This is a genomic window from Georgenia sp. SYP-B2076 (assembly GCF_003991205.1).
GTDB lineage: Bacteria > Actinomycetota > Actinomycetes > Actinomycetales > Actinomycetaceae > Georgenia.
This window is the reverse complement of the sequence record NZ_RXOZ01000006.1, coordinates 23,938-41,765: the sequence shown is the minus strand read 5'-3', so window position 1 is coordinate 41,765 and position 17,828 is coordinate 23,938. Positions and strand designations below refer to the sequence as shown.

The following is a 17,828-nucleotide window of genomic DNA, read 5'->3' as shown; positions in this document are numbered from 1 at the left end:
CTCGCTCGCGCCATGGCCGACCGACGTGCGCAATGCCGCTGCACGCCGAGGCTTCAGCCACCGCCGAGCCCGCGCAGAACGACCCAGCCTCGTCGCCTAGGTCGGCCGAACCGAAGTGACCGACGGCGCAGGCCGTGCTCGTGTCCGATCGACGCGACTGTCCTTTTATCGGACGCTACAAGGCGAGTTGGCGATCCAGGGCGAGGACGATCTCTTCGTCGGTGAATCCCAGGCCTCGGGCACGGGCGACGAAGTCCGCCGCCATGCCACCGAGCAGTTGGCGCCGGTCCATGGCGGGTGCCCGTCCGGTCGTGGCCACGCGGGTGCCGCCGCCGCGACGAGAGGTGAGCAGTCCCTCTTGCTCGAGCTCACGGTAGGTGCGCGCGACCGTGCCGACGGCGACCCCGAGGTCGCCGGCGAGCTGGCGCAGCGGGGGCAGTCGATCGCCGGGACCGAGCTGTCCCGCCGTGATCAGGTCCGCGAGCTGGCGCCGCAGTTGCTCGTACGGTGGAGTCGGGTCGTCAGGGTCGAGGGTGAGGACGAGGCTCACAGCGTCTCCGCTGGGTGGGCAGGTGAGGGAGTGGGGAGTACTCCGGGGACGACGATCCGGCCGAGGAACCAGCCAAGCAGCAGCAGGGCTGCGGGCATGGTCGCCACCAGTACCCAGCCGACCGGGTCCATCCAGGCGCGTTGGCAATCCATCCTGAGCAGTGCCGTCCCGGCGAAGAATGCGATGCCTACGTGGCTGGCAGCCACGGCTGCACCTGCCGCAGCCAGAACCCGTGTCGTGGACCGCAGACGCAATACGTCGTCCCCCACGTCGTCGGGCGCGAAGCCGCGCGGCCGGCGCACGACAGCCATCAGCGCTGCCACGGTGGCCAGGCCGATGACTAGGAGCAGCATTGTGAGTGGGACGGAGTAGAAGCTGCCCGGGTAGGGACCGGCTCCGCTGCCGGTGTTGCCGCACTGGGCTGCGATCTGCCGTCCGGCTCGTCCCATGTCGTCCGTGGAGGCAGACGCCGTGGTCAATGCCAGGGTGGCAAGGTGCAGCGCTGTGATGCCCCCAACTGCGGTGGTGAGTGCCCGCGGCAGGTAGTCGAACACCTGCCGAGGAGCAAGCGAAGCAGTACGGGGACCGGTCGGACGCTGCGGTCGCACCACGGTCTCGGCGAGGCCCACCCCGGCGACGACGAAGAGACCCAGTACGGCGGGGACCAGCATCGTCCCCCGGCCAAGGTCAAGGCTGCCGTTGACTAGCCATGCGGCCACGCCGCCGACGACAAGGGCGGAAGCCCACGTCAGGCGAACCCACTTCCACTCCTGGCGCGTGTCGATGCGTCCGCGGCTCAACGACTGTGCGGCTAGTGCGATCACCGTCACCAGCAAGGGTCCGCCGATGAGGACCAGAAGGACTAGCAGTGACATAGACACCCCGATCATTTGTGTCACATGTTTGCGACAAACACAGGGTGGCTTCGCCGTGGCATTTGTGTCAAGAGTTCGACACAAACAAGCGTCGTCTGCGGGGCGTCACCTCTACCTAGCGATCCTTGGGTGCTCAAACTCTGACGACAGTCTTGGGATCTATGCCGGTTTTCAGGCGGGCGCGCTCGGGGCCGACTGTGCTGGTTGCTCTGCTGGGCGGCTATGCAGCGGTGGTCGCAGCGCACTGCACGTAGTCCTGCCGGGAGCTCCCCGGCACCACGGACAGGCCGCCCATGGGACCCCGACAGACGCCCACTACGAGGCCCTCAACCGAGAGCCGCAACCCATATGAGGGCGGCAGAGAACCTGGGGCGGTTCACTGTGACGGCGTGGTCGGCGGCGCTAGCGCTTCTTGGGTGAGCCTTCCGTGAGGTCGGGGCTGCGGTCGGGTTGGTAGACGCACAGCCACAGCGCTGCGGGTCGTACCGTTACCGCGAGGGTTTGACGTGGTTCGATGATGTCGCCGTCGAGCTGGCAGGGCTGGTCGCGGTCGCTGGTGACCGTGATGTGTGAGCCGCGCAGGACCTCCATCCGGGGCACGTGTTCGTGTCGGCGGAGGACGCCCCAGGCGAGGGCCGCCCAGTGGGCGAGGTGGCGGGGGGTGAGGATGGCGACGTCGAGCTGGCCGTTGTCCGGTTCGGCGTTGGCGAGGAGTCGGACGCCGCCTTGGAGGCGGCCGACGTTGCCGATGATGACGGAACGTGCGCGTCGGCGGAGGGGTGGGCCGTCATTGATGCGGATCTTGACGCGCATCGGGCGGTCGCGGAGGTGCTTGAGAGCAGAGAGCACGTAGGCCAGTGGTCCGATGCGGGCCTTGAGGGTGGTCGAGGCGTCCTCGAGCAGCTTGGCGTCGAATCCCATGCCGGCCATAACGGCGAAGGCCTGGCCGTCGACCTCGCCTATGTCGAGGAGGTGGCGTCCGCGTTCGACGGCGAGCCGCACACCTTCGGTGGGGTCGTCGGGCAGGCCGAGGTTCGTCGCCAGGAGGTTGCCTGTGCCGGCGGGGAGCACGGCCAGTGCGGCCTCGGTACCGGCGAGGCCCTCGACGCACGAGCGGACGGTGCCGTCTCCGCCGCTGACGAAGACGACCTCGGCGCCTTCTGCGACGGCGCGGCGGGCTTGGCCGGCGCCGGGATCCTCCGGTGTCGTCTCGAACCACAGGGGGCCCGGCCAGCCGGCCTCAGCCAGCGCCTCTTCAATGGTGGCGCGAAGGCCGCGCAGGCCCTCGACCCGCGCCGGGTTGACCACGACCGCCGTGCGCAGGGGCCCGCCGTGCTTGACGCGCTGCCGGTCGGCGGGCTCAGGGTGGTCGCTCACCGCGCCAGCACCCGCGGCGGCGTGCGCGCCTTCATTGAGATTCGTATCCACAGGTAGCGCCTTTTCTGATCAGGGATTGTCGGCAAGAGACCGAGGCGAGCGGCTCTTTCTGCCGCTCGCCGCAGGAAGAGAGGCCACGGCGAGGCGCCCCCTCGTGTGTCAGTGACTGCGGTAGCTCGTGCGTGTAGTTGTCGGTGTGCTCGTCGCACGGAGGCACTGGAGGGTCGCCGCGATGCCGATGGCCATCGTGACGAGGGTGCGGCCGCGGTGCTGACCGCGGCGGGCCCGCTTGGCCGCGTACGCCAGGGTGTAGGCGCAGGCCGAGGTAGGCGGACGAAGGGGGCGACGGAGTCGGTCTCGTGACCGGCTCGGGGGTCGGCACCGTCGTCGGGGTTCACCGAGTTCACGAACGGCGAGATTTGAAGATGATGATGCCGACGGCGGCCACGGCGGCCACGGCGAGCCTGCTGGTCCCGGCCCGTCGCGTGCGGCTTACCGCCTGTCTGCATGACCGTGGGCGCATCTTCGGTCAAGTCAGATGAAGCCGTCGTCGTGGGTTCCGGCTTCGCGGGCGGGTGGCGCGTGCGGCCCGGAGGCAGCCATCTGCCTGAGGCCGGCATCGGCCAGCGGCGTGGGCTCGCCGGTGGTGGTCGCGGGGAGATCGCCGTCGTGGTCGATGAGCTCGACGAGCTCGGCGATCTGGGTGACGTCGAGCAGGAAGCGGACGACGTCGGGCGGGCTGATGAAGATGGGGCGGTCGTTCGTGTGCTGGATGAGCCGGCTGAGAGTGGCGATGGCTGAGGAGTCCATGAACGTGACGTGGCGGGTATCGACCTCGACTGGCCGGCCGTACCGCACGGCCTCCCGGACGGCTTCGTGCAGCTCTGCCTTGGTGGCCAGGTCGTGCTCGCCGGCGAGCACGAGACGGACACGATCCTTCAAGACGAGCAGCGCGACGGTGCCGGGTTCGGGCTGGGGGGGCGCGGAGCTGGCAGCCATGGTGGCCTCTTTTCCCGAGGTGGGCAGTCCACGTCGGTTGGTATAGGCGATGGACGCGAGTCCATGCACGGTAAAAGCGTTTTCCGTCAAGTCCGTCTTCGGCTGGGGCCAGGCAGGACGCGGAACTTGTGAGTAGTGCTGAGCGGGTCGGTGCCCACTGGCGGAGCGTGGTATCACGCGTTGATTGCACTGTAAGTCTACGCTGTACACTTACGCAAGTGCGGCCACTTTTCGATGGTGGGTCCCGAGCGGTTCGGTAAGGAGTGCAGTGCCCAAGTCACGAAAGCCCGATGATGGGGGAGCGTCGCAGCAGGGCGCCCCGCGAAGTGAGCGTGAGCCGTTGAGCCGGGAACGGGTGCTCGCGGCCGCGCTCAGTCTCGTGGACGCCGAAGGTGTCGACGCGCTGACGATGCGCCGATTGGCGCGAGAGCTGGGCTGCAACGCGATGGCGCTGTACCGCTACGCGGCCAGCCGGGACGCGTTGCTCGACGGTGTCGTGGAGATCGTCATCGCCGATCTGGTGATCTCTCCCGACGGGCCTGACTGGGAGGCTCAGCTTCGGCGAACCGCGCACGAGTTCCGCAGCCTCGCGCTCGCGCACCCCCACGTGGTGCCACTCCTGGTCACGCGGCCGCTGTCGACGCCCCTCGGCCTTCGCCCGCTCGGCACCCTGCGCCCTCTCGAGATGCTCCTGGCGCTGTTGGTCGACGCCGGCTTCTCACCCGAAGGCGCGCTGCACGTCTACCGGGCCTACTTCGGATTCCTCTACGGTCACGTCCTCACGGAGCTGCAAGAGGTGGTCGCCCACCCCGAGGAGAGCGACGACCTCCTCCGACTCGGCCTGCACCGGCTCCCGCCGAGGGAGTTCCCCCACGTACGGCAGCTCGCCTCCTCGCTGGCCGACTACGACGGCGCCACCGAGCTCGAACAAGGCCTCGACATCCTTCTGACCGGGCTGCACGGCCACCTGCGCATCCCTGCCCGACAGAGATGATGCTCGGCAAGCGACGCAGCCACACCGCGACCGCACAACTGAAGGAGTTCTGTTCAGGCCGGCAACGACCTGCTGCTCGGCGTGGTCGCCATTTCTTTGCCGCAGGACACGCCCCGGCCGGACAGGCGCTTCTCCTCGGGCAGGCCGATCTCCTTGTAGGCCGAGCCGTTGGCCAGGATGACGGCGCGCGCCGAGTAGGTCTCGTCGTCGTCGGTGGTCACGGTGTTGATCTCGCCGCCCAGGTTCACGGCGACGACGTCCTCGTAGCGGACGTCGGCGCCGAAGCGCTCGGCCTGCTTCTGCATGTTCTCCATCAGCTGCGGGCCGAGGACGCCCTCGGGGAAGCCGGGGAAGTTCTCGACCTCGGTGGTGTTCATCAGCGCCCCGCCGGCGGTGACCGAGCCGGCGAAGACGATCGGGCGCAGGTTCGCACGCGCGGCGTAGACCGCGGCGGTGTACCCGGCCGGGCCGGACCCGACGATGATCACGTCGCGGATCTCGGGCGTGCTGGTCTCCCGCGTCATGGGTGCTCCTCCGCTCAGGCGTTGGCGGGCAGGAGGCTGGCGATGAGCTCCTCGACGCGGGTCTTGATCTCGTCACGGACGGGACGCACGCCGTCGACGTTCTTGCCGGCCGGGTCCACCAGCTCCCAGTCCTCGTAGCGCTTGCCGGGGAAGATGGGGCAGGCGTCGCCGCAGCCCATGGTGATGACGACGTCGGACTCCTTGACGGCCTCGGTGGTCAGCACCTTGGGCTTCTCGGCGGCGATGTCGATGCCGACCTCGGCCATGGCCTCGACGGCGGCGGGGTTGACCTGGTCGGCGGGCGCGGAGCCGGCGGAGCGGACCTCGATGGCGCCCTGGGCGAGGTGGGCCAGCCAGGCGGCGGCCATCTGGGACCGGCCGGCGTTGTGGACGCAGACGAACATGACGCTGGGGCGCTCGGACATGGGGTTCTCCTTGGGGTCAGTGGGTCGCGGCGGGCGCGAGGTTGGTGGGGTTGGTGAGCAGGGCCAGGCGGGGGGCGAGGTTGCCGACGCGGCGGCCGATCTCCTCGAGGGCGTGGTCGAACGCTTCCGGGGTGCCAGAGGGGATCGGGTCCGGGATCGACCAGTGGACGTCGATAGGGAAGTCGAGCTCCTCGTGCGCGCGGTCGCAGACCGTGATGACGAGATCACCGTCGGCGCGCACGCCGTCGACGTGCTGGGGCCGGACCTGGGGCAGCAACAGGTCGTGGCGGCGGGCGGTGTCGACGGCGCCCGCCGCGATCGTCTCGGCGGGGTGCGTGCCGGCCGAGACGGCGGGGATCTCGCTGGCCTGGCGCCACAGGGCAGCCGCCAGGTGCGAGCGGGCGGAGTTGGCGGTGCACACGAACAGCACCCGCGGCACCGGCCGCGACCGGCCGGCGGCGAGGTCGTCGAGCGCGCCCGGGACGAGGTGGACGTATGAACGGCGCTTGTCGCCCTCGGACCGGGTGCGGCCGACGACGCCCTCACGCTCGAGCACCTTCAGGTGGTGGGCGAGCAGGTTCGACGGCATGCCGACGGCCTCGGCGAGCTCGGAGGGCGAGGCGTCGCCGAGGGAAAGGGTGTCGACGATCTGCAGGCGGGCTGGGTCGGCCAGCGCCGCGTGCAGCGCTGCACGACGCCGCAGCGCGTCACTTCGCTCGGTGTTCATTGCCTCAATGTTGACTGAGGTGCCGTCGTGTGTCAACCATGGGGCCATGAAAACTTCTGAGCAGGCGGCCACGCCGTCCTGGGGTCGCCGGCTGGTCGCCGAGTTCGTGGGGACCGGGGCGCTGGTGGCCGTGGTCGTCGGCTCGGGCATCGCCGCCCAGCGGCTCTCGCCAGGCGACGTGGGGCTGCAGCTGCTGGAGAACAGCCTGGCCACCACCCTGGGACTGGCGGTGCTCATCGTCGTGCTCGGTCCGGTGTCCGGGGCGCACCTGAACCCGGTGGTCTCGCTCGCCGACTGGTACCTCTCCCGGAAGACCGGCGGCGGGCTGACCCTGCGCGGCGTGGGCGCCTACGTCACGGCGCAGGGCGCGGGCGGCGTCGCCGGCGCCGTGCTGGCGAACGTCATGTTCGACGTCCCGACCGCGCTGGCGACGACGCAGCGCACCGGGACGGGGCTGCTGGTCGCGGAGGTGGTCGCCACCGCCGGCCTGGTCGTCGTGATCTTCTCCCTGACCCGCTCGGGCCGCGCGGCGCTGGTCGCGCCGGCGGTCGGTGCGTACATCGGGGCGGCGTACTGGTTCACCAGCTCCACCGCGTTCGCGAATCCCGCCGTCACGCTGGGCCGCATCTTCACCGACACCTTCGCTGGCATCGCGCCCGCCGGCGCGGCGCCGTTCGTGCTCGCGCAGCTGCTCGGCGCGGCGCTGGGGATCGCGGCCGTCCTGGTCCTCTACCCCGGCCCGGCCGCGGGGCAGCCCGAGACGGTCGCCGCCGCCGCCCTCGTCCGGTAGCGGCGCGGGCCGCAGACCGCCGGGTTGAGGGCTCTTGACGCAGCCGGTGGGCATGCCCGGCGAGAGCCCGCTGGCTTGCGGGCCGCGTCGCCGGGCCGCGGGGTTGTCGACGTGGGCGGGACCGCCCGGGGACAGCGTCTCTCGACCCCGAGCTCTTGGGCAGGATGTCGGGCGATGTTCTGGAGTCAGTCCGCGGAACGGCCGTGCATCGGCCCCGCGGGGAAGCCGATGAAGGCCGGTGCGGGCGTGGTGGGGCCGCAGCACGAGCCTGCGGGGGGATGTGCGCGGTGCCGTGGGCATCCATGACCGGCAGGCTCATCGAGCACACCCCGATCTCGGGAAGGTGGAGATCCAGCGCGCGGGCGGCCATCTCCCTGTTGTGACGTTCGCTTATCGTTACTATCGGGTTATGGCGATACCAGTGAATAAAACCGATGTGATCGTTGAGAGTGGGGCGGTTGAGCCGGGGGCCTTGGCGCCGGCCGCTACGCTGTTCCACGGGCTGTCGGACCCGACTCGGCTGGCGATTCTGCAGCACCTCACGGTCGGGGAGCATCGGGTGCGGGACCTGACCGAGCACCTGGGCCTGGCGCAGTCGACGGTGAGCGCGCACCTGGCTTGCCTGCGCGACTGCGGCCTGGTGGACTCGCGCCCGCAGGGGCGGGCGTCGATGTTCTCCCTGACCACCGCGCCGGAGCTGCTCGAGGTGCTCGCGACCGCGGAGAAGCTGCTGGCGGCCACCGGGTACGCCGTCGCGCTGTGCCCGAACTACGGCATCGGCACCACCGACAACCCCGACCCCGCCGACCTCAAGACTCACCACAGCGCTGAGAGCGACCAGTGAGCGATACCAGGATGACCCGCCGCGACGCGGACGACGAGGACCTCGCCGAGGACCTCAACGCCGCCCGTGACGACGACGATGACGACGACGATGACGACGACGATGACGATGACGACGATGAGGACGTCGACCACGTCTGGCAGGTCAGCGAGATCCGCCTGGGCGTGCTCTCCGGGGTGCTCCTGCTCGCCGGCTTCCTCCTCGGCCGGGCCGGCCAGGAGGGCTGGGCGCTCGGCCTGAGCATCGCCGCCCTGGTCGCCGGCGGCGCCACGTTCGTGCCCGAGACCATCGAAAAGCTCCTCAGGGGCAAGATCGGTGTCGGCACCCTCATGACGATCGGCGCCGTGGGCGCCACCGCGCTGGGCCAGGTCGAGGAGGCCGCGACGCTGGCCTTCCTGTACTCCCTGAGCGAGGGCCTGGAGGAGTACTCCGTCGCCAAGACCCGCAAGGGCCTGCGCGCCCTGCTCGACCTGGTCCCGCGCGAGGCCACCGTGCGTCGCGGCGGCACCGAGCAAGTAGTCGACCCGGCCGAGCTCGTCGTGGGCGACCTCATGGTCGTCAGGCCCGGTGAGCGCCTGGCCACCGACGGCATCGTCCGGTCCGGACGCACCGCCCTGGACCTGTCCGCGATCACCGGGGAGTCGATGCCGGTCGAGGCCGGCCCCGGGGCCGAGGTCTTCGCCGGGGCCATCAACGGCACCGGCGCCCTGGAGGTCGAGGTCACCACCACGGCCGAGAACAACTCCCTGGCCCGGATCGTCCACATCGTCGAGTCCGAGCAGTCTCGCAAGGGCACTACCCAGCGCCTGACCGACAGGATCGCCAAGCCGCTGGTGCCGGGCATCCTCATCGCCGCGGTCCTCATCGCCGTCCTGGGCGCAATCTTCGGTGACCCCGCTCTGTGGCTCGAGCGCGCCCTGGTCATGGTCGTCGCGGCCTCCCCGTGCGCGTTGGCGATCTCGGTGCCCGTCACGGTCGTCGCCTCCGTCGGCGCCGCCAGCAAGCATGGCGTCCTCGTCAAGGGCGGCGCCGCCCTGGAGACCCTCGGCAAGATCCGCACCATCGCCCTGGACAAGACCGGCACCCTGACCCGCAACGAGCCCGCTGTCGTCGACATCATCGCCGCCCCCGGCCACACCCGCGAGGAGGTCCTGTCCCTGGCCGCCGCACTGGAGGCGCGCAGCGAGCACCCGCTCGCTCGCGCCATCCTCGCCGCGACCCAGACCGTGCCCGCCGCCGAGGACGTCTCGGCCGTGACCGGCGCCGGCCTGACCGGTACGGTTTCTGGCCAGGCGCTGCGGCTGGGCCGGCCGGGCTGGGTGGACTCCGGCGCCCTCGCCGGGGACGTCACCCGGATGCAGGAGGCAGGCGCCACCACCGTCCTTCTCGAGGTCGACGGCTCCGTCACCGGCGCGATCGCGGTGCGCGACGAGCTGCGGCCCGAGGCGCGCGAGGTCGTCGCCCACCTGCGCGAGCAGGGCTACACGGTCGCGATGCTGACCGGCGACAACGTCGCCACCGCCCGGGCCCTAGCCGCCGACGCCGGTGTCACCGAGGTCCACGCCGACCTGCGCCCGGAGGACAAGTCCCGCCTCGTGGGTCAGTTCCGGGACTCCGGCCGGGCTACTGCGATGGTCGGGGACGGCGTCAACGACGCCCCCGCGCTGGCCACCGCGGACCTCGGCATCGCGATGGGGGCGATGGGCGCCGACGTGGCCATCGAGACCGCCGACGTGGCCCTGATGGGTGACGACCTGCGTCTGCTGCCCGGGGCCTTCGCCCACGCCCGCCGCACGCGGCGGATCATCCTGCAGAACGTCGTGGTCTCGCTCGCCCTGATCGCGGTGCTGATCCCACTCGCCTTCGCCGGCGTGCTGGGGCTGGCCGCGGTGGTCCTGGCCCACGAGCTGTCGGAGTTCTTCATCATCCTCAATGCGGTGCGGGCGGGCCGGTCCACGACCCTGCGCACCGTCGGCGCCGCCGTCGCGTCCACTGCCCCGCCCGTGGTGGTCCACAGCTGACGGTACGAGGTTTCGACGGCGCCCCTCACCGCAACGCTGTGGGTACCCCGTCCCTGCCACTGGTCGGATCGGATAGGACCCAGGCGGTGGCAGGGTTGGGTCTCCGCCCGGGCACTTCCGGACGGCGGAGTCCAGGAAGCGATGCCGACGCTACAGGCGGAATATCGGCCTGCCGCGCTTAGGTAACACCTTCATCGAAGTGGGCGTGGGCGTGGAGGTGGGCGCCGGCGCTGGGGCGCTTTCCGGTGCCGGGGATGTGCTGGGGGCGGACGGCGCGTGGGCCGGCGTGGCAGCGCTCTCGCCCGCGGGCTGATCAGGTGCCACCAGCGCCTCGGCCTGGGCGATGGACTCCTGCCGAGCGGTCTGCTCCGCGGCGAGGTCGTCCTGGCGGCCCGGCTCGAGCTCGACAGTGGTGTTGCGCTGCGCGGCGAGCTCGACGATGAGCTGGTCGCGGCGCTCGGTGGACAGGCTGAGCTGGGTCAGCGCCGCAGCGGCGCTGCTCTCGGCTGTCTCCGCTGCCCCGGACAGGATCGCCGCGGCCTCCCCCTGCACGGCGGCTCCCTCGGCTCGTCGCTGCAACGTGGTGGCGACCTGCTCCACCGCCTCGAAGCTCTGCACCTAGGTGTCCGCCCGGGCACTCAGCCGGTCAAGCGTGGCTGTGCGGGCCAAGGCGTCGTCAAGAATCTCCGCCGACAGATGCGCACGATCTGCGCAAGCCCGCTGGAACCATCGCGGCGCCACCTGCCCGAGCGCGCGTCGCGCCAACTCGAGCTCGGCGGCGGCGTCGGCCTGCACCTGCGCCTGCTCGGCCTCCGCGGTGGCTGCGTCCAGCCCGGCTTGAGACTGCAGGTGCTCCTCGTTGGTGACCGAGGCGCATCACAGCCTCGTCCGCCTGCGCAGCCACGCGGGCAAGCTCGACCTCAAAGGTCTACTCGCGCCTCATCGATATCCGGCTCTACCGGCCGGCGCCAGGGGAGCAGCGGCAACCGCCCCGCCCTCGAGACGGTCACTCGCCGGCGACATCAACAACCGGGTGATCGCGCGCGCTCTGCCAACGAGTCGCGAATGGCCCATCGACTACGGGTTCGTGACTAGGTGTGATATTCGTGCCCGACTACGGGGGTGTCCCCCGGAAGTGGTGGCGATGTTCGCCTGGGGTCGTGCTGAGCCGTCGCCGGAAGGCCCGGTTCATGGTCTCGGGAGTTCCGAAGCCGCACGCCTTCGCGATCTGTTCGATGGTCCTGTTGGTGGTCTCCAGGAGCCGACATGCGGACTCGAGCCGGACGGCTTCGACGTGATCTGCCGCGGTGGCACCAACCTCTGCCTTGAAGACGCGGGTGAACTGTCGTTCGGAGAGGTTGAGCTGCCGGGCGAGCGCGGCCACCGAGAGGTCGTCGGTGAGGTGGTCGCGGAGCCAGGACAGGAGGTCGAGAACCGGTTTGGTGTCGGCGGCTTGCCCGGCCAGGAGCGCTGAGAACTGCGCCTGTCCGCCGGAGCGCTGGAGGTAGACGACCAGCTGTCGCGCGATGGTGGCGGCGGCCTCGTGGCCGTGGTCGTCGGCGACCAGAGCGAGCGCCAGGTCGATGCCAGCGGTGACGCCCGCGGAGGTCCACACGTTCCCGTCGCGGACGTAGATGGCGTCGCGGTCGACCGTGACATCCGCGTAGGTGTAGCCGAGGAGTCCGCACTCCGACCAATGAGTGGTGGCACGTCGTCCCGCCAGCAGGCCGGCTGCCGCGAGCACGAACGCGCCGGAGCAGACCGAGGTGACGCGGCGGGCGTCGGCGGCGAGCCGCCGGACATGGGCGAGCAATTCCGTGTCCGCGACGGCGGCGTCCATGTCGGCGCCACCCGCAACGAGCAGCGTGTCGACGGGCCCAACGACTTCGGCGACCGGGATGGACGCGAACTCCAGCCCGCAGCTGGCACGCACAGGGCCGCCCCGGGTGGTCACGACCTGGGTGAGGTACCGCGCGGCGGGCAGGAAGCGGGAGGCGCTGGAGAACACTTCGAGCGGACCGGTGACGTCGAGGATCTGGGCCGCATCGAAGGTCACGATGACCACGCCCCGCTCGACGAGCGGGGCGAACGTCGGCTCGTTCGAGCCCGAGTTCCTCGACCCGGTCATCGGTAGTCCATGTGTCGACGGTACGTGGGGATGCGGTGGCCGACATCGTCAACAACGTGTCCTGGTGGCCGGCCTCCTGCGGCCCCACGCTGGGAGCATGAAGGTCGCCTACCTGCTCTATCCCCGGTTCACCGCACTCGACGTGGTGGGCGCCTTCCAGGTCTTCGCCGCGCCACCCGGCACCAATGACGCCGGCGACCTCGGCGCCCCGCTCCTCGCCAGCGGCGAGTAGAGCTCCACCATCACACGCACCGCCGAATCTAGACGTCTCCTCGAAGTCGTCGGAAGGCAGACATGAACAGGATCGCCACCTCGTCCGCTCCCGAAGGCCCTCCGTCGCGGACCTGCATGAGGCACGAGCTCGACAACGCGCCTGCGGCCACCGGCACGGCACATCCCCAGGGCCAGGGCCAGGACCGTCCGGCTAGCCCTGCTGCCGGGTCGAGGGGACACATCGGTAGGATCGTGGCTGGCTCGTTGGCCACAGGGCTCCTCGCTGCAGCGCTCCTCGTCGCCGCCCCGTTCATCCCGCCAACGGAGGCTGGGGTCACCGGCGCAGTCCTGTGCGGACTGGCGCTGGGCTGGGCGATGCTGGCCGTGCTCTCGGTGCGGTTCACCGATCAGCCACAGTCATGGGCCGCGGCCCCTGCACTGTTCATGGGGCTGAGCGGTCTTCTCCTGGTTGTCTTCGGCTCCTCGGTGCACGAGGTCCTCACCTGGGTGTGGCCTCCCGCCGTCCTGGCGTTGGTGGTCTGGATGCTCGTCCGCACCCGTCGGCAGCTTCGCAGCCCGAGCGGACGCTGGCTGCTCTACCCAGTGCTCACGGTGCTGGCTCTCGCCTCGGTCGGCGGCGGCTACCAGACCGTGCGTGAAGCGGCGGATGCCGGGGCCTACTCCATGCCTGGTCAGCTGATCGACGTCGGCGGACACCGCTTGCACCTGAGCTGCACCGGCTCGGGCAGCCCCACGGTCGTCCTCGAACCGGGTGCGGGCGGGGTGTCCTCCGACCTCGGGTCAGTGACTCCTGTCGTCGCTCGTGACACCCGAGTCTGCGTGTATGACCGTGCGGGCCGCGGGTGGAGCGAGCCCGCCGACACCCCACAGGACGCCACGCAGATCGCGACCGACCTGCACACGTTGCTGCACCGCGGAGACGTTCCCGGACCGTACGTGCTGGCGGGCCATTCCTTCGGCGGCCTCTACACGCTCACCTTCGCCGCCCGCTACCCCGACGAGGTCGCCGGAATGGTGCTGGTGGACTCCACCGCACCGGCACCGGCATCGGCGACGAAGCCGAGGTCAACACCGCCTGGTGACGGGGGCTCCTACGACCTCACGGGCCGAGTCTCGGCACTGGTCTCGACCTCTGCCCGCCTCAGTCTGGGCCGCCTGGTCGGCGTGCCGACCGCAAGCCATCTCCGCAGCACGATCGACGAGTACGTCCAGGCGAACGCCTCCGTGGAGGAAGCGGCATCCTTGCGTGACTTCGCCGACAAGCCGTTGGTCGTCCTGACGGCCGGCAGCGGAAATGCCGCCGACTGGTCGACGAAGCAGAACGCTCTGGCCACCTTGTCGACCGACAGCGTCCACCGCGTCGTCAACGGCGTCGACCACCCAGGGATGATCGCGGACGGGAAGGGCGCCGCTGCTACCACTCGAGCGATCCTTGACGTCGTCTCCTCCGTCCAGAGCGCACGGCCCTTGGCCAGGTGATCCGCCGACGTTGGCAACGGCGGGTGAAAGTGGACCCCCTGGTGATAACACGGGGGCGGCTGCAGGACCCCGCGGAGGGGTCATTCCTTGCAGGAACGAGGCGTCCTCGGCAAGTTCTGCCGCGGGTGCGTCTTCATTGCTTACTTCCGGGCGGCCTCGTAGCGCCCTAGCGCCTCCGCGCGCTCCGAGCCATGATCGACGATCGGTGTCGGGTACCCGTGGGTCAGGCCGTCCGGCACCCGCCACGGCTGGTGGACCGCGACTCCGGGGATGTGAGCCAGCTCGGGTACGTACCGGCGGACATACGCTCCATGCGGGTCGTACCGCTCGCCCTGGGTGACCGGGTTGAACACCCGGAAGTAGGGTGCGGCGTCCGTGCCGGTGCCCGCCACCCACTGCCACCCGTGGTTGTTCGAGGCGATGTCGCCGTCGCGGAGATGCTCCAGGAAGTACCGCGCGCCGTGCGGCCACCAGACGTGCAGGTCCTTGACGAGGAAGCTCGCCACGACCATCCGCACCCGGTTGTGCATCCACCCCTCGGCGAGGAGCTGGCGCATGCCGGCGTCGACGAACGGGTAGCCCGTGCGGCCCTCCTCCCACGCGCGGACGTAGCCCGCCGCTGCGCCAGCCGGGTCCTCGTACGTCATGCCGCGCAGGTCCTCGCGCAGGTCGGCCCAGGCGGAGTCCGGGCGGTGCCACAGCACGTCGGCATAGAACTCCCGCCAGCAGAGCTCGGCCATGAACCGCCGCGCGCCTTCCGAGCGTGCGGCCGGGTGGGCGGCAATGTCGGCGAGCATCGTCCGCGGGTGGATCGCGCCGTACTTGAGGTGCACGGACATCTGGGACGTGGCGTCCAGATCCGGGCGGTCCCGGTTGCCGTCGTAGCCCGCCAGGTCGTCCTCGAGGAACTGCTCCCAGCGAGCCCGCGCGGCGGCCTCACCCATGGGCACGACCGCGACGGCGGGCCCCTCGGCCCCGGGGAGCGGCGCCGAGTCGGCTCCCTGGTGCCACACGAGGCGGGCCGGGACCGGCGCAGGGGAGTGCCAACCGTGCTCCCACCAGGCGCGGGAGAACGGGGTGAACACCCGGAACGGCTCGCCGTCGGCCTTGCGCACCACCCCCGGGCCGATGGCGTAGGGCGTGCCGGTCGCCACGAGCGGGACATCGCCCAGTGCGTGCTCGACCCGGCGGTCACGGCGCCGCCCGTACGGCGTCGTCTCCCGGCTGACGTGGACGCTCGCGGCGCCGACCTCCCGGACCAGGGCGGGGATCTCGGTCTCGGGGCGGCCCGCGCGCACCACCAGTGCACCGTCGTACGACTCCTGGGCGGCGGCCAGGGCCGCGGACAGGTGGGCGCGGCGCACCGGCCCCGCCGAGGCCAGCAATGTCGGGTCCGCGACGAACACCGGCACAACGTCGCCGCCCGCCTCGTGGGCGGCGAGCAGCGCGGGCAGGTCGTGCAGCCGAAGATCCCGGCGGAGCCACAACAAGGCGGTCATGACCGCTATCCTCCGGGCCCGGCCAGCAACACGCCCGTCAGCGCGAGGACGTCGGCACGTCGGCACGGGCGCTCGGAGTGGCCCGCCCAGGCGCTGAAACCCTCTTGACTTTGGGATGACAGCGTGTCAACTTAGTGGACCAGACGTAAGGGGCGTCACATATACCAGGCAGTGAGCCACGGCCCGTAGGGCAGGCGGCAGGCTCCCCGGTGCGCTGCCGTCCTTGTTGACTGCCGCCCACACCGACCTCGGCGAGGACTTGATCCAGATGTCGTGGTGCGTGATCCTCCACAACGCGTGACGCCACAGCCGGCGTGACGCCGATGAAAGGTATCCAATGACGGACGTACAGACTGCCGCGAGCAGAACCGTCAACACCGTGCTCGGCCCCGTCGCCGCCGACGACCTTGGGGTCGTCTCGGTCCACGAGGCACTACTCTTCGTGGTCCCGGGTGCCGAGCACGCGTATGACATCACCATCGACCGCGCCGAGATCTTCGAGATCCTCGCCCGGAAGCTGACGGAGTTCCGCGACCACGGTGGGAAGACGATCGTCGACAGCACGGGCATGTTCCACGGCCGCGACGTGAAGCTGTACGAGGCGCTCTCGCGCTCGACAGGCGTGCACATCGTCGCGTCGACGGGGATGGGACCTGAGGAGATGCTCGGCGGCTACTTCCTGACGCCGCAGACCAATCCTCCGACCCCGTGGCCGGCCGAGAAGTTCGCCGACCTCTTCACGAAGGAGGTCACCGAGGGCATGGTGGTCCCGCGCGTGGAGCGCCGCGGCGCCGCGGGACTCGTGACCACCACGGCCACCCGCGACGGCATGACCCCGACCGACGAGAGCCTGTTCCGCGGCGCCGCCCGGACCGCCCTCGCCACCGGCGTGCCGGTGTCCATCCGGTTCGGGGCCGACGCGCTGCACGACCTCGACGTCGTCCTCGACGAGGGGCTGAGCGCCGACCGGGTCGTCGTCGGCGACCTGGACCGCAAGGACGCCGTCGCCGCCGGTGCGCCCCTCGAGGTCGCCCGCCGGGGGGCCTTCGTCGCCCTGGACCACGTGGGCCTGGACGACGACGACGCCCACCTCACCGACCGGGAGCGCGCCGCGCTGGTGGTGGAGCTCGTGAACGCCGGCCACGGCAACCGGATCCTGATCTCGAGCAACGCGATCGGCGTGGCCAAGGGGCAGCCCGCCTACGACCTGCCGTACAGCTACGCCTCCCGGGCGTTCGTGCCGCTGGCCAAGTCGCTGGGTCTCAGCGACGAGGACGCCCGGCACATCCTCGTGGACAACCCGCGGGACCTGCTGACCCTGCGCTGAGCCACCACGTCGACCCGTTCATTTGACTTTATTGGAGTGCGAGCATGTCAAAGGTCAACACCGTCCTGGGGACGGTTCCCACGGAGGAGCTCGGGATCGTCGCCATCCACGAGCACATCGGGTACGGGATGCCCGGCTCCGAGCTGGACACGAAGTGGTGGAAGACGCCTGAGCAGCGGTACGAGGAGACCGTGCCGAAGCTGCGCCAGTTCCACGAGTACGGCGGCGGCACGTTCGTGGACGCGACCGGCATCTGCAACGGCCGCGACGTGGACTACTACAAGTCCCTGTCCGCGAAGACCGGGGTCCACATCGTCGCCTGCACCGGCTTCGTCGGCGGCGACACCGCCCTGCCGCACTTCGCCCGGGCGACCGTCGACTACCTGACCCGCCAGTTCGTCCACGAGATCACCGTCGGCATCGGTGACACCGGCGGCCGCGCCGGTGTCATCAAGGTCGGCGTGAGCCGCGGCGGGCGCATGACGGACCTGGACAAGCGCATCTACCGCGCCGCCGCCCGCGCCGCCCTGGCGACCGGGGTGCCGATCCTGACCCACCTGGCGATCGACGCCGAGAACGCCATCGCGATCTTCGCCGAGGAGGGCCTGCCGCTGGACCGCGTCCTGTTCGGGCACGTCGACGACGGCGTGAACTTCGACAAGACGCGCGACACCTGGATCGCCGAGCAGGGAGGCCGTGTCGGCTTCGACACGTTCGGCTACGAGACCGAGCTCGAGGACCCGCCGTTCTGGGCGCGGCCGCGCAAGGAGCGGCTCGACCACTTCCTCCGGTTCATCGGGCAGCACCTGGACAAGGCGCTCGCCTCGGCCGACGCCAACTGCAGCCCCCTGGGCTGGCCGGGCGTGAAGGGCCACACCGTGAACTACATCTTCGAGGACCTCTTCCCCGACCTGCGCGCGGCGGGCGTCGACGAGGCCACCATCACGAAGCTGTTCGTCGACAACCCCGCTGAGTTCCTCACCATCCGCAACTGATCCACACGCGCTCCCCCCAGTCATCCCAGGCGCATCGACG

The 17,828-nt window shown here is 70.5% G+C and carries 17 protein-coding genes and 1 pseudogene; 8 read left to right on the top strand and 10 right to left on the bottom strand.

What is annotated here, in order from left to right:
* Positions 1-175 precede the first annotated feature (175 nt).
* From EJK16_RS03355 to EJK16_RS03340, 4 genes are all read right to left on the bottom strand, one after another.
* The gene (locus tag EJK16_RS03355; protein WP_127126343.1) at positions 176-550 is read right to left on the bottom strand and encodes a GntR family transcriptional regulator; all 375 of its coding nucleotides are present in this window, start codon (positions 548-550) and stop codon (positions 176-178) included.
* Positions 547-1,425 carry a hypothetical protein gene (locus EJK16_RS03350; protein WP_127126341.1) on the bottom strand — a complete coding sequence of 293 codons (879 nt, stop codon included), beginning with the start codon at positions 1,423-1,425 and terminating at the stop codon, positions 547-549. Before EJK16_RS03350 ends, EJK16_RS03355 begins: the two co-directional genes overlap by 4 nt.
* 402 nt (positions 1,426-1,827) lie before the next feature.
* The gene (locus EJK16_RS03345) at positions 1,828-2,802 is read right to left on the bottom strand and encodes a diacylglycerol kinase family protein (protein ID WP_127126339.1); all 975 of its coding nucleotides are present in this window, start codon (positions 2,800-2,802) and stop codon (positions 1,828-1,830) included.
* A gap of 534 nt (positions 2,803-3,336) precedes the next feature.
* Positions 3,337-3,801 carry an STAS domain-containing protein gene (locus tag EJK16_RS03340; RefSeq protein ID WP_127126337.1) on the bottom strand — a complete coding sequence of 155 codons (465 nt, stop codon included), beginning with the start codon at positions 3,799-3,801 and terminating at the stop codon, positions 3,337-3,339.
* Between the two features lie 340 nt (positions 3,802-4,141).
* Here EJK16_RS03340 and EJK16_RS03335 point away from each other — a divergent pair, with 340 nt between their 5' ends.
* Complete coding sequence (locus EJK16_RS03335) at positions 4,142-4,795, top strand: TetR/AcrR family transcriptional regulator C-terminal domain-containing protein (protein ID WP_240645746.1); 654 nt, start codon at positions 4,142-4,144, stop codon at positions 4,793-4,795.
* A gap of 104 nt (positions 4,796-4,899) precedes the next feature.
* Here the strand turns inward: EJK16_RS03335 and EJK16_RS03330 are convergent.
* The 3 genes and pseudogenes from EJK16_RS03330 to EJK16_RS03320 form a co-directional block, all read right to left on the bottom strand.
* Positions 4,900-5,319, bottom strand: a pseudogene (locus EJK16_RS03330) (NAD(P)/FAD-dependent oxidoreductase); the annotation flags it as partial.
* Positions 5,320-5,333: 14 nt separating this feature from the next.
* Positions 5,334-5,744, bottom strand: a complete 411-nt coding sequence (locus EJK16_RS03325) for an arsenate reductase ArsC (protein WP_127126333.1) — start codon at positions 5,742-5,744, stop codon at positions 5,334-5,336.
* A gap of 16 nt (positions 5,745-5,760) precedes the next feature.
* Positions 5,761-6,471, bottom strand: coding sequence for an ArsR family transcriptional regulator (locus EJK16_RS03320; protein ID WP_127126331.1), 711 nt, complete (start codon positions 6,469-6,471; stop codon positions 5,761-5,763).
* 46 nt (positions 6,472-6,517) lie between these two features.
* Between EJK16_RS03320 and EJK16_RS03315 the strand changes: the two genes are divergently transcribed.
* The 3 genes from EJK16_RS03315 to EJK16_RS03305 all read left to right on the top strand — a co-directional run bounded on the left by EJK16_RS03315 (position 6,518) and on the right by EJK16_RS03305 (position 10,126).
* Positions 6,518-7,261 (top strand): aquaporin, encoded by a 744-nt coding sequence (locus EJK16_RS03315; RefSeq protein WP_127126329.1) that lies wholly within the window; start codon positions 6,518-6,520, stop codon positions 7,259-7,261.
* Positions 7,262-7,670: 409 nt separating this feature from the next.
* Positions 7,671-8,105: a helix-turn-helix transcriptional regulator gene (locus EJK16_RS03310; protein ID WP_127126408.1), complete on the top strand. Its 435-nt coding sequence runs from the start codon at positions 7,671-7,673 to the stop codon at positions 8,103-8,105.
* 11 nt (positions 8,106-8,116) lie between these two features.
* Positions 8,117-10,126: a cation-translocating P-type ATPase gene (locus EJK16_RS03305; protein ID WP_127126406.1), complete on the top strand. Its 2,010-nt coding sequence runs from the start codon at positions 8,117-8,119 to the stop codon at positions 10,124-10,126.
* Positions 10,127-10,276: 150 nt separating this feature from the next.
* On the opposite strand, the gene EJK16_RS03300 is transcribed toward EJK16_RS03305, so the two are convergent.
* Together EJK16_RS03300 and EJK16_RS03295 are read right to left on the bottom strand one after the other, a co-directional pair.
* On the bottom strand, positions 10,277-10,744 hold the full coding sequence (locus tag EJK16_RS03300; RefSeq protein ID WP_127126327.1) for a hypothetical protein: 468 nt from the start codon (positions 10,742-10,744) through the stop codon (positions 10,277-10,279).
* Between the two features lie 496 nt (positions 10,745-11,240).
* Positions 11,241-12,254, bottom strand: a complete 1,014-nt coding sequence (locus tag EJK16_RS03295; protein WP_127126325.1) for a GlxA family transcriptional regulator — start codon at positions 12,252-12,254, stop codon at positions 11,241-11,243.
* A 97-nt stretch (positions 12,255-12,351) separates the two neighbouring features.
* On the opposite strand from EJK16_RS03295, the gene EJK16_RS20395 reads away from it, so the two are divergent.
* Both EJK16_RS20395 and EJK16_RS03290 read left to right on the top strand, forming a co-directional pair.
* The gene (locus tag EJK16_RS20395) at positions 12,352-12,486 is read left to right on the top strand and encodes a hypothetical protein (protein WP_255411463.1); all 135 of its coding nucleotides are present in this window, start codon (positions 12,352-12,354) and stop codon (positions 12,484-12,486) included.
* A 245-nt stretch (positions 12,487-12,731) separates the two neighbouring features.
* The gene (locus EJK16_RS03290) at positions 12,732-13,967 is read left to right on the top strand and encodes an alpha/beta fold hydrolase (RefSeq protein ID WP_205739579.1); all 1,236 of its coding nucleotides are present in this window, start codon (positions 12,732-12,734) and stop codon (positions 13,965-13,967) included.
* Between the two features lie 140 nt (positions 13,968-14,107).
* On the opposite strand, the gene EJK16_RS03285 is transcribed toward EJK16_RS03290, so the two are convergent.
* Positions 14,108-15,466, bottom strand: coding sequence for a deoxyribodipyrimidine photo-lyase (locus tag EJK16_RS03285; protein ID WP_127126321.1), 1,359 nt, complete (start codon positions 15,464-15,466; stop codon positions 14,108-14,110).
* Positions 15,467-15,803: 337 nt separating this feature from the next.
* Between EJK16_RS03285 and EJK16_RS03280 the strand changes: the two genes are divergently transcribed.
* Both EJK16_RS03280 and EJK16_RS03275 read left to right on the top strand, forming a co-directional pair.
* Entirely contained in the window at positions 15,804-16,793 is a 990-nt protein-coding gene (locus EJK16_RS03280; protein ID WP_127126319.1) for a phosphotriesterase, read from the top strand.
* A 44-nt stretch (positions 16,794-16,837) separates the two neighbouring features.
* Positions 16,838-17,788 carry a phosphotriesterase gene (locus EJK16_RS03275; protein WP_127126317.1) on the top strand — a complete coding sequence of 317 codons (951 nt, stop codon included), beginning with the start codon at positions 16,838-16,840 and terminating at the stop codon, positions 17,786-17,788.
* Positions 17,789-17,828 lie beyond the last annotated feature (40 nt).

What these genes read in the sequence shown, in the direction of transcription:
- EJK16_RS03280 (WP_127126319.1), top strand. Translation starts at nt 15,804, where the DNA reads ATGACGGACGTACAGACTGCCGCGAGCAGAACCGTCAACACCGTGCTC.
- EJK16_RS03325 (WP_127126333.1), bottom strand. Translation starts at nt 5,744, where the DNA reads ATGTCCGAGCGCCCCAGCGTCATGTTCGTCTGCGTCCACAACGCCGGC.
- EJK16_RS03310 (WP_127126408.1), top strand. Translation starts at nt 7,671, where the DNA reads ATGGCGATACCAGTGAATAAAACCGATGTGATCGTTGAGAGTGGGGCG.
- EJK16_RS03305 (WP_127126406.1), top strand. Translation starts at nt 8,117, where the DNA reads ATGACCCGCCGCGACGCGGACGACGAGGACCTCGCCGAGGACCTCAAC.
- EJK16_RS20395 (WP_255411463.1), top strand. Translation starts at nt 12,352, where the DNA reads ATGAAGGTCGCCTACCTGCTCTATCCCCGGTTCACCGCACTCGACGTG.
- EJK16_RS03320 (WP_127126331.1), bottom strand. Translation starts at nt 6,471, where the DNA reads ATGAACACCGAGCGAAGTGACGCGCTGCGGCGTCGTGCAGCGCTGCAC.
- EJK16_RS03295 (WP_127126325.1), bottom strand. Translation starts at nt 12,254, where the DNA reads ATGACCGGGTCGAGGAACTCGGGCTCGAACGAGCCGACGTTCGCCCCG.
- EJK16_RS03275 (WP_127126317.1), top strand. Translation starts at nt 16,838, where the DNA reads ATGTCAAAGGTCAACACCGTCCTGGGGACGGTTCCCACGGAGGAGCTC.
- EJK16_RS03340 (WP_127126337.1), bottom strand. Translation starts at nt 3,801, where the DNA reads ATGGCTGCCAGCTCCGCGCCCCCCCAGCCCGAACCCGGCACCGTCGCG.
- EJK16_RS03350 (WP_127126341.1), bottom strand. Translation starts at nt 1,425, where the DNA reads ATGTCACTGCTAGTCCTTCTGGTCCTCATCGGCGGACCCTTGCTGGTG.
- EJK16_RS03315 (WP_127126329.1), top strand. Translation starts at nt 6,518, where the DNA reads ATGAAAACTTCTGAGCAGGCGGCCACGCCGTCCTGGGGTCGCCGGCTG.
- EJK16_RS03285 (WP_127126321.1), bottom strand. Translation starts at nt 15,466, where the DNA reads ATGACCGCCTTGTTGTGGCTCCGCCGGGATCTTCGGCTGCACGACCTG.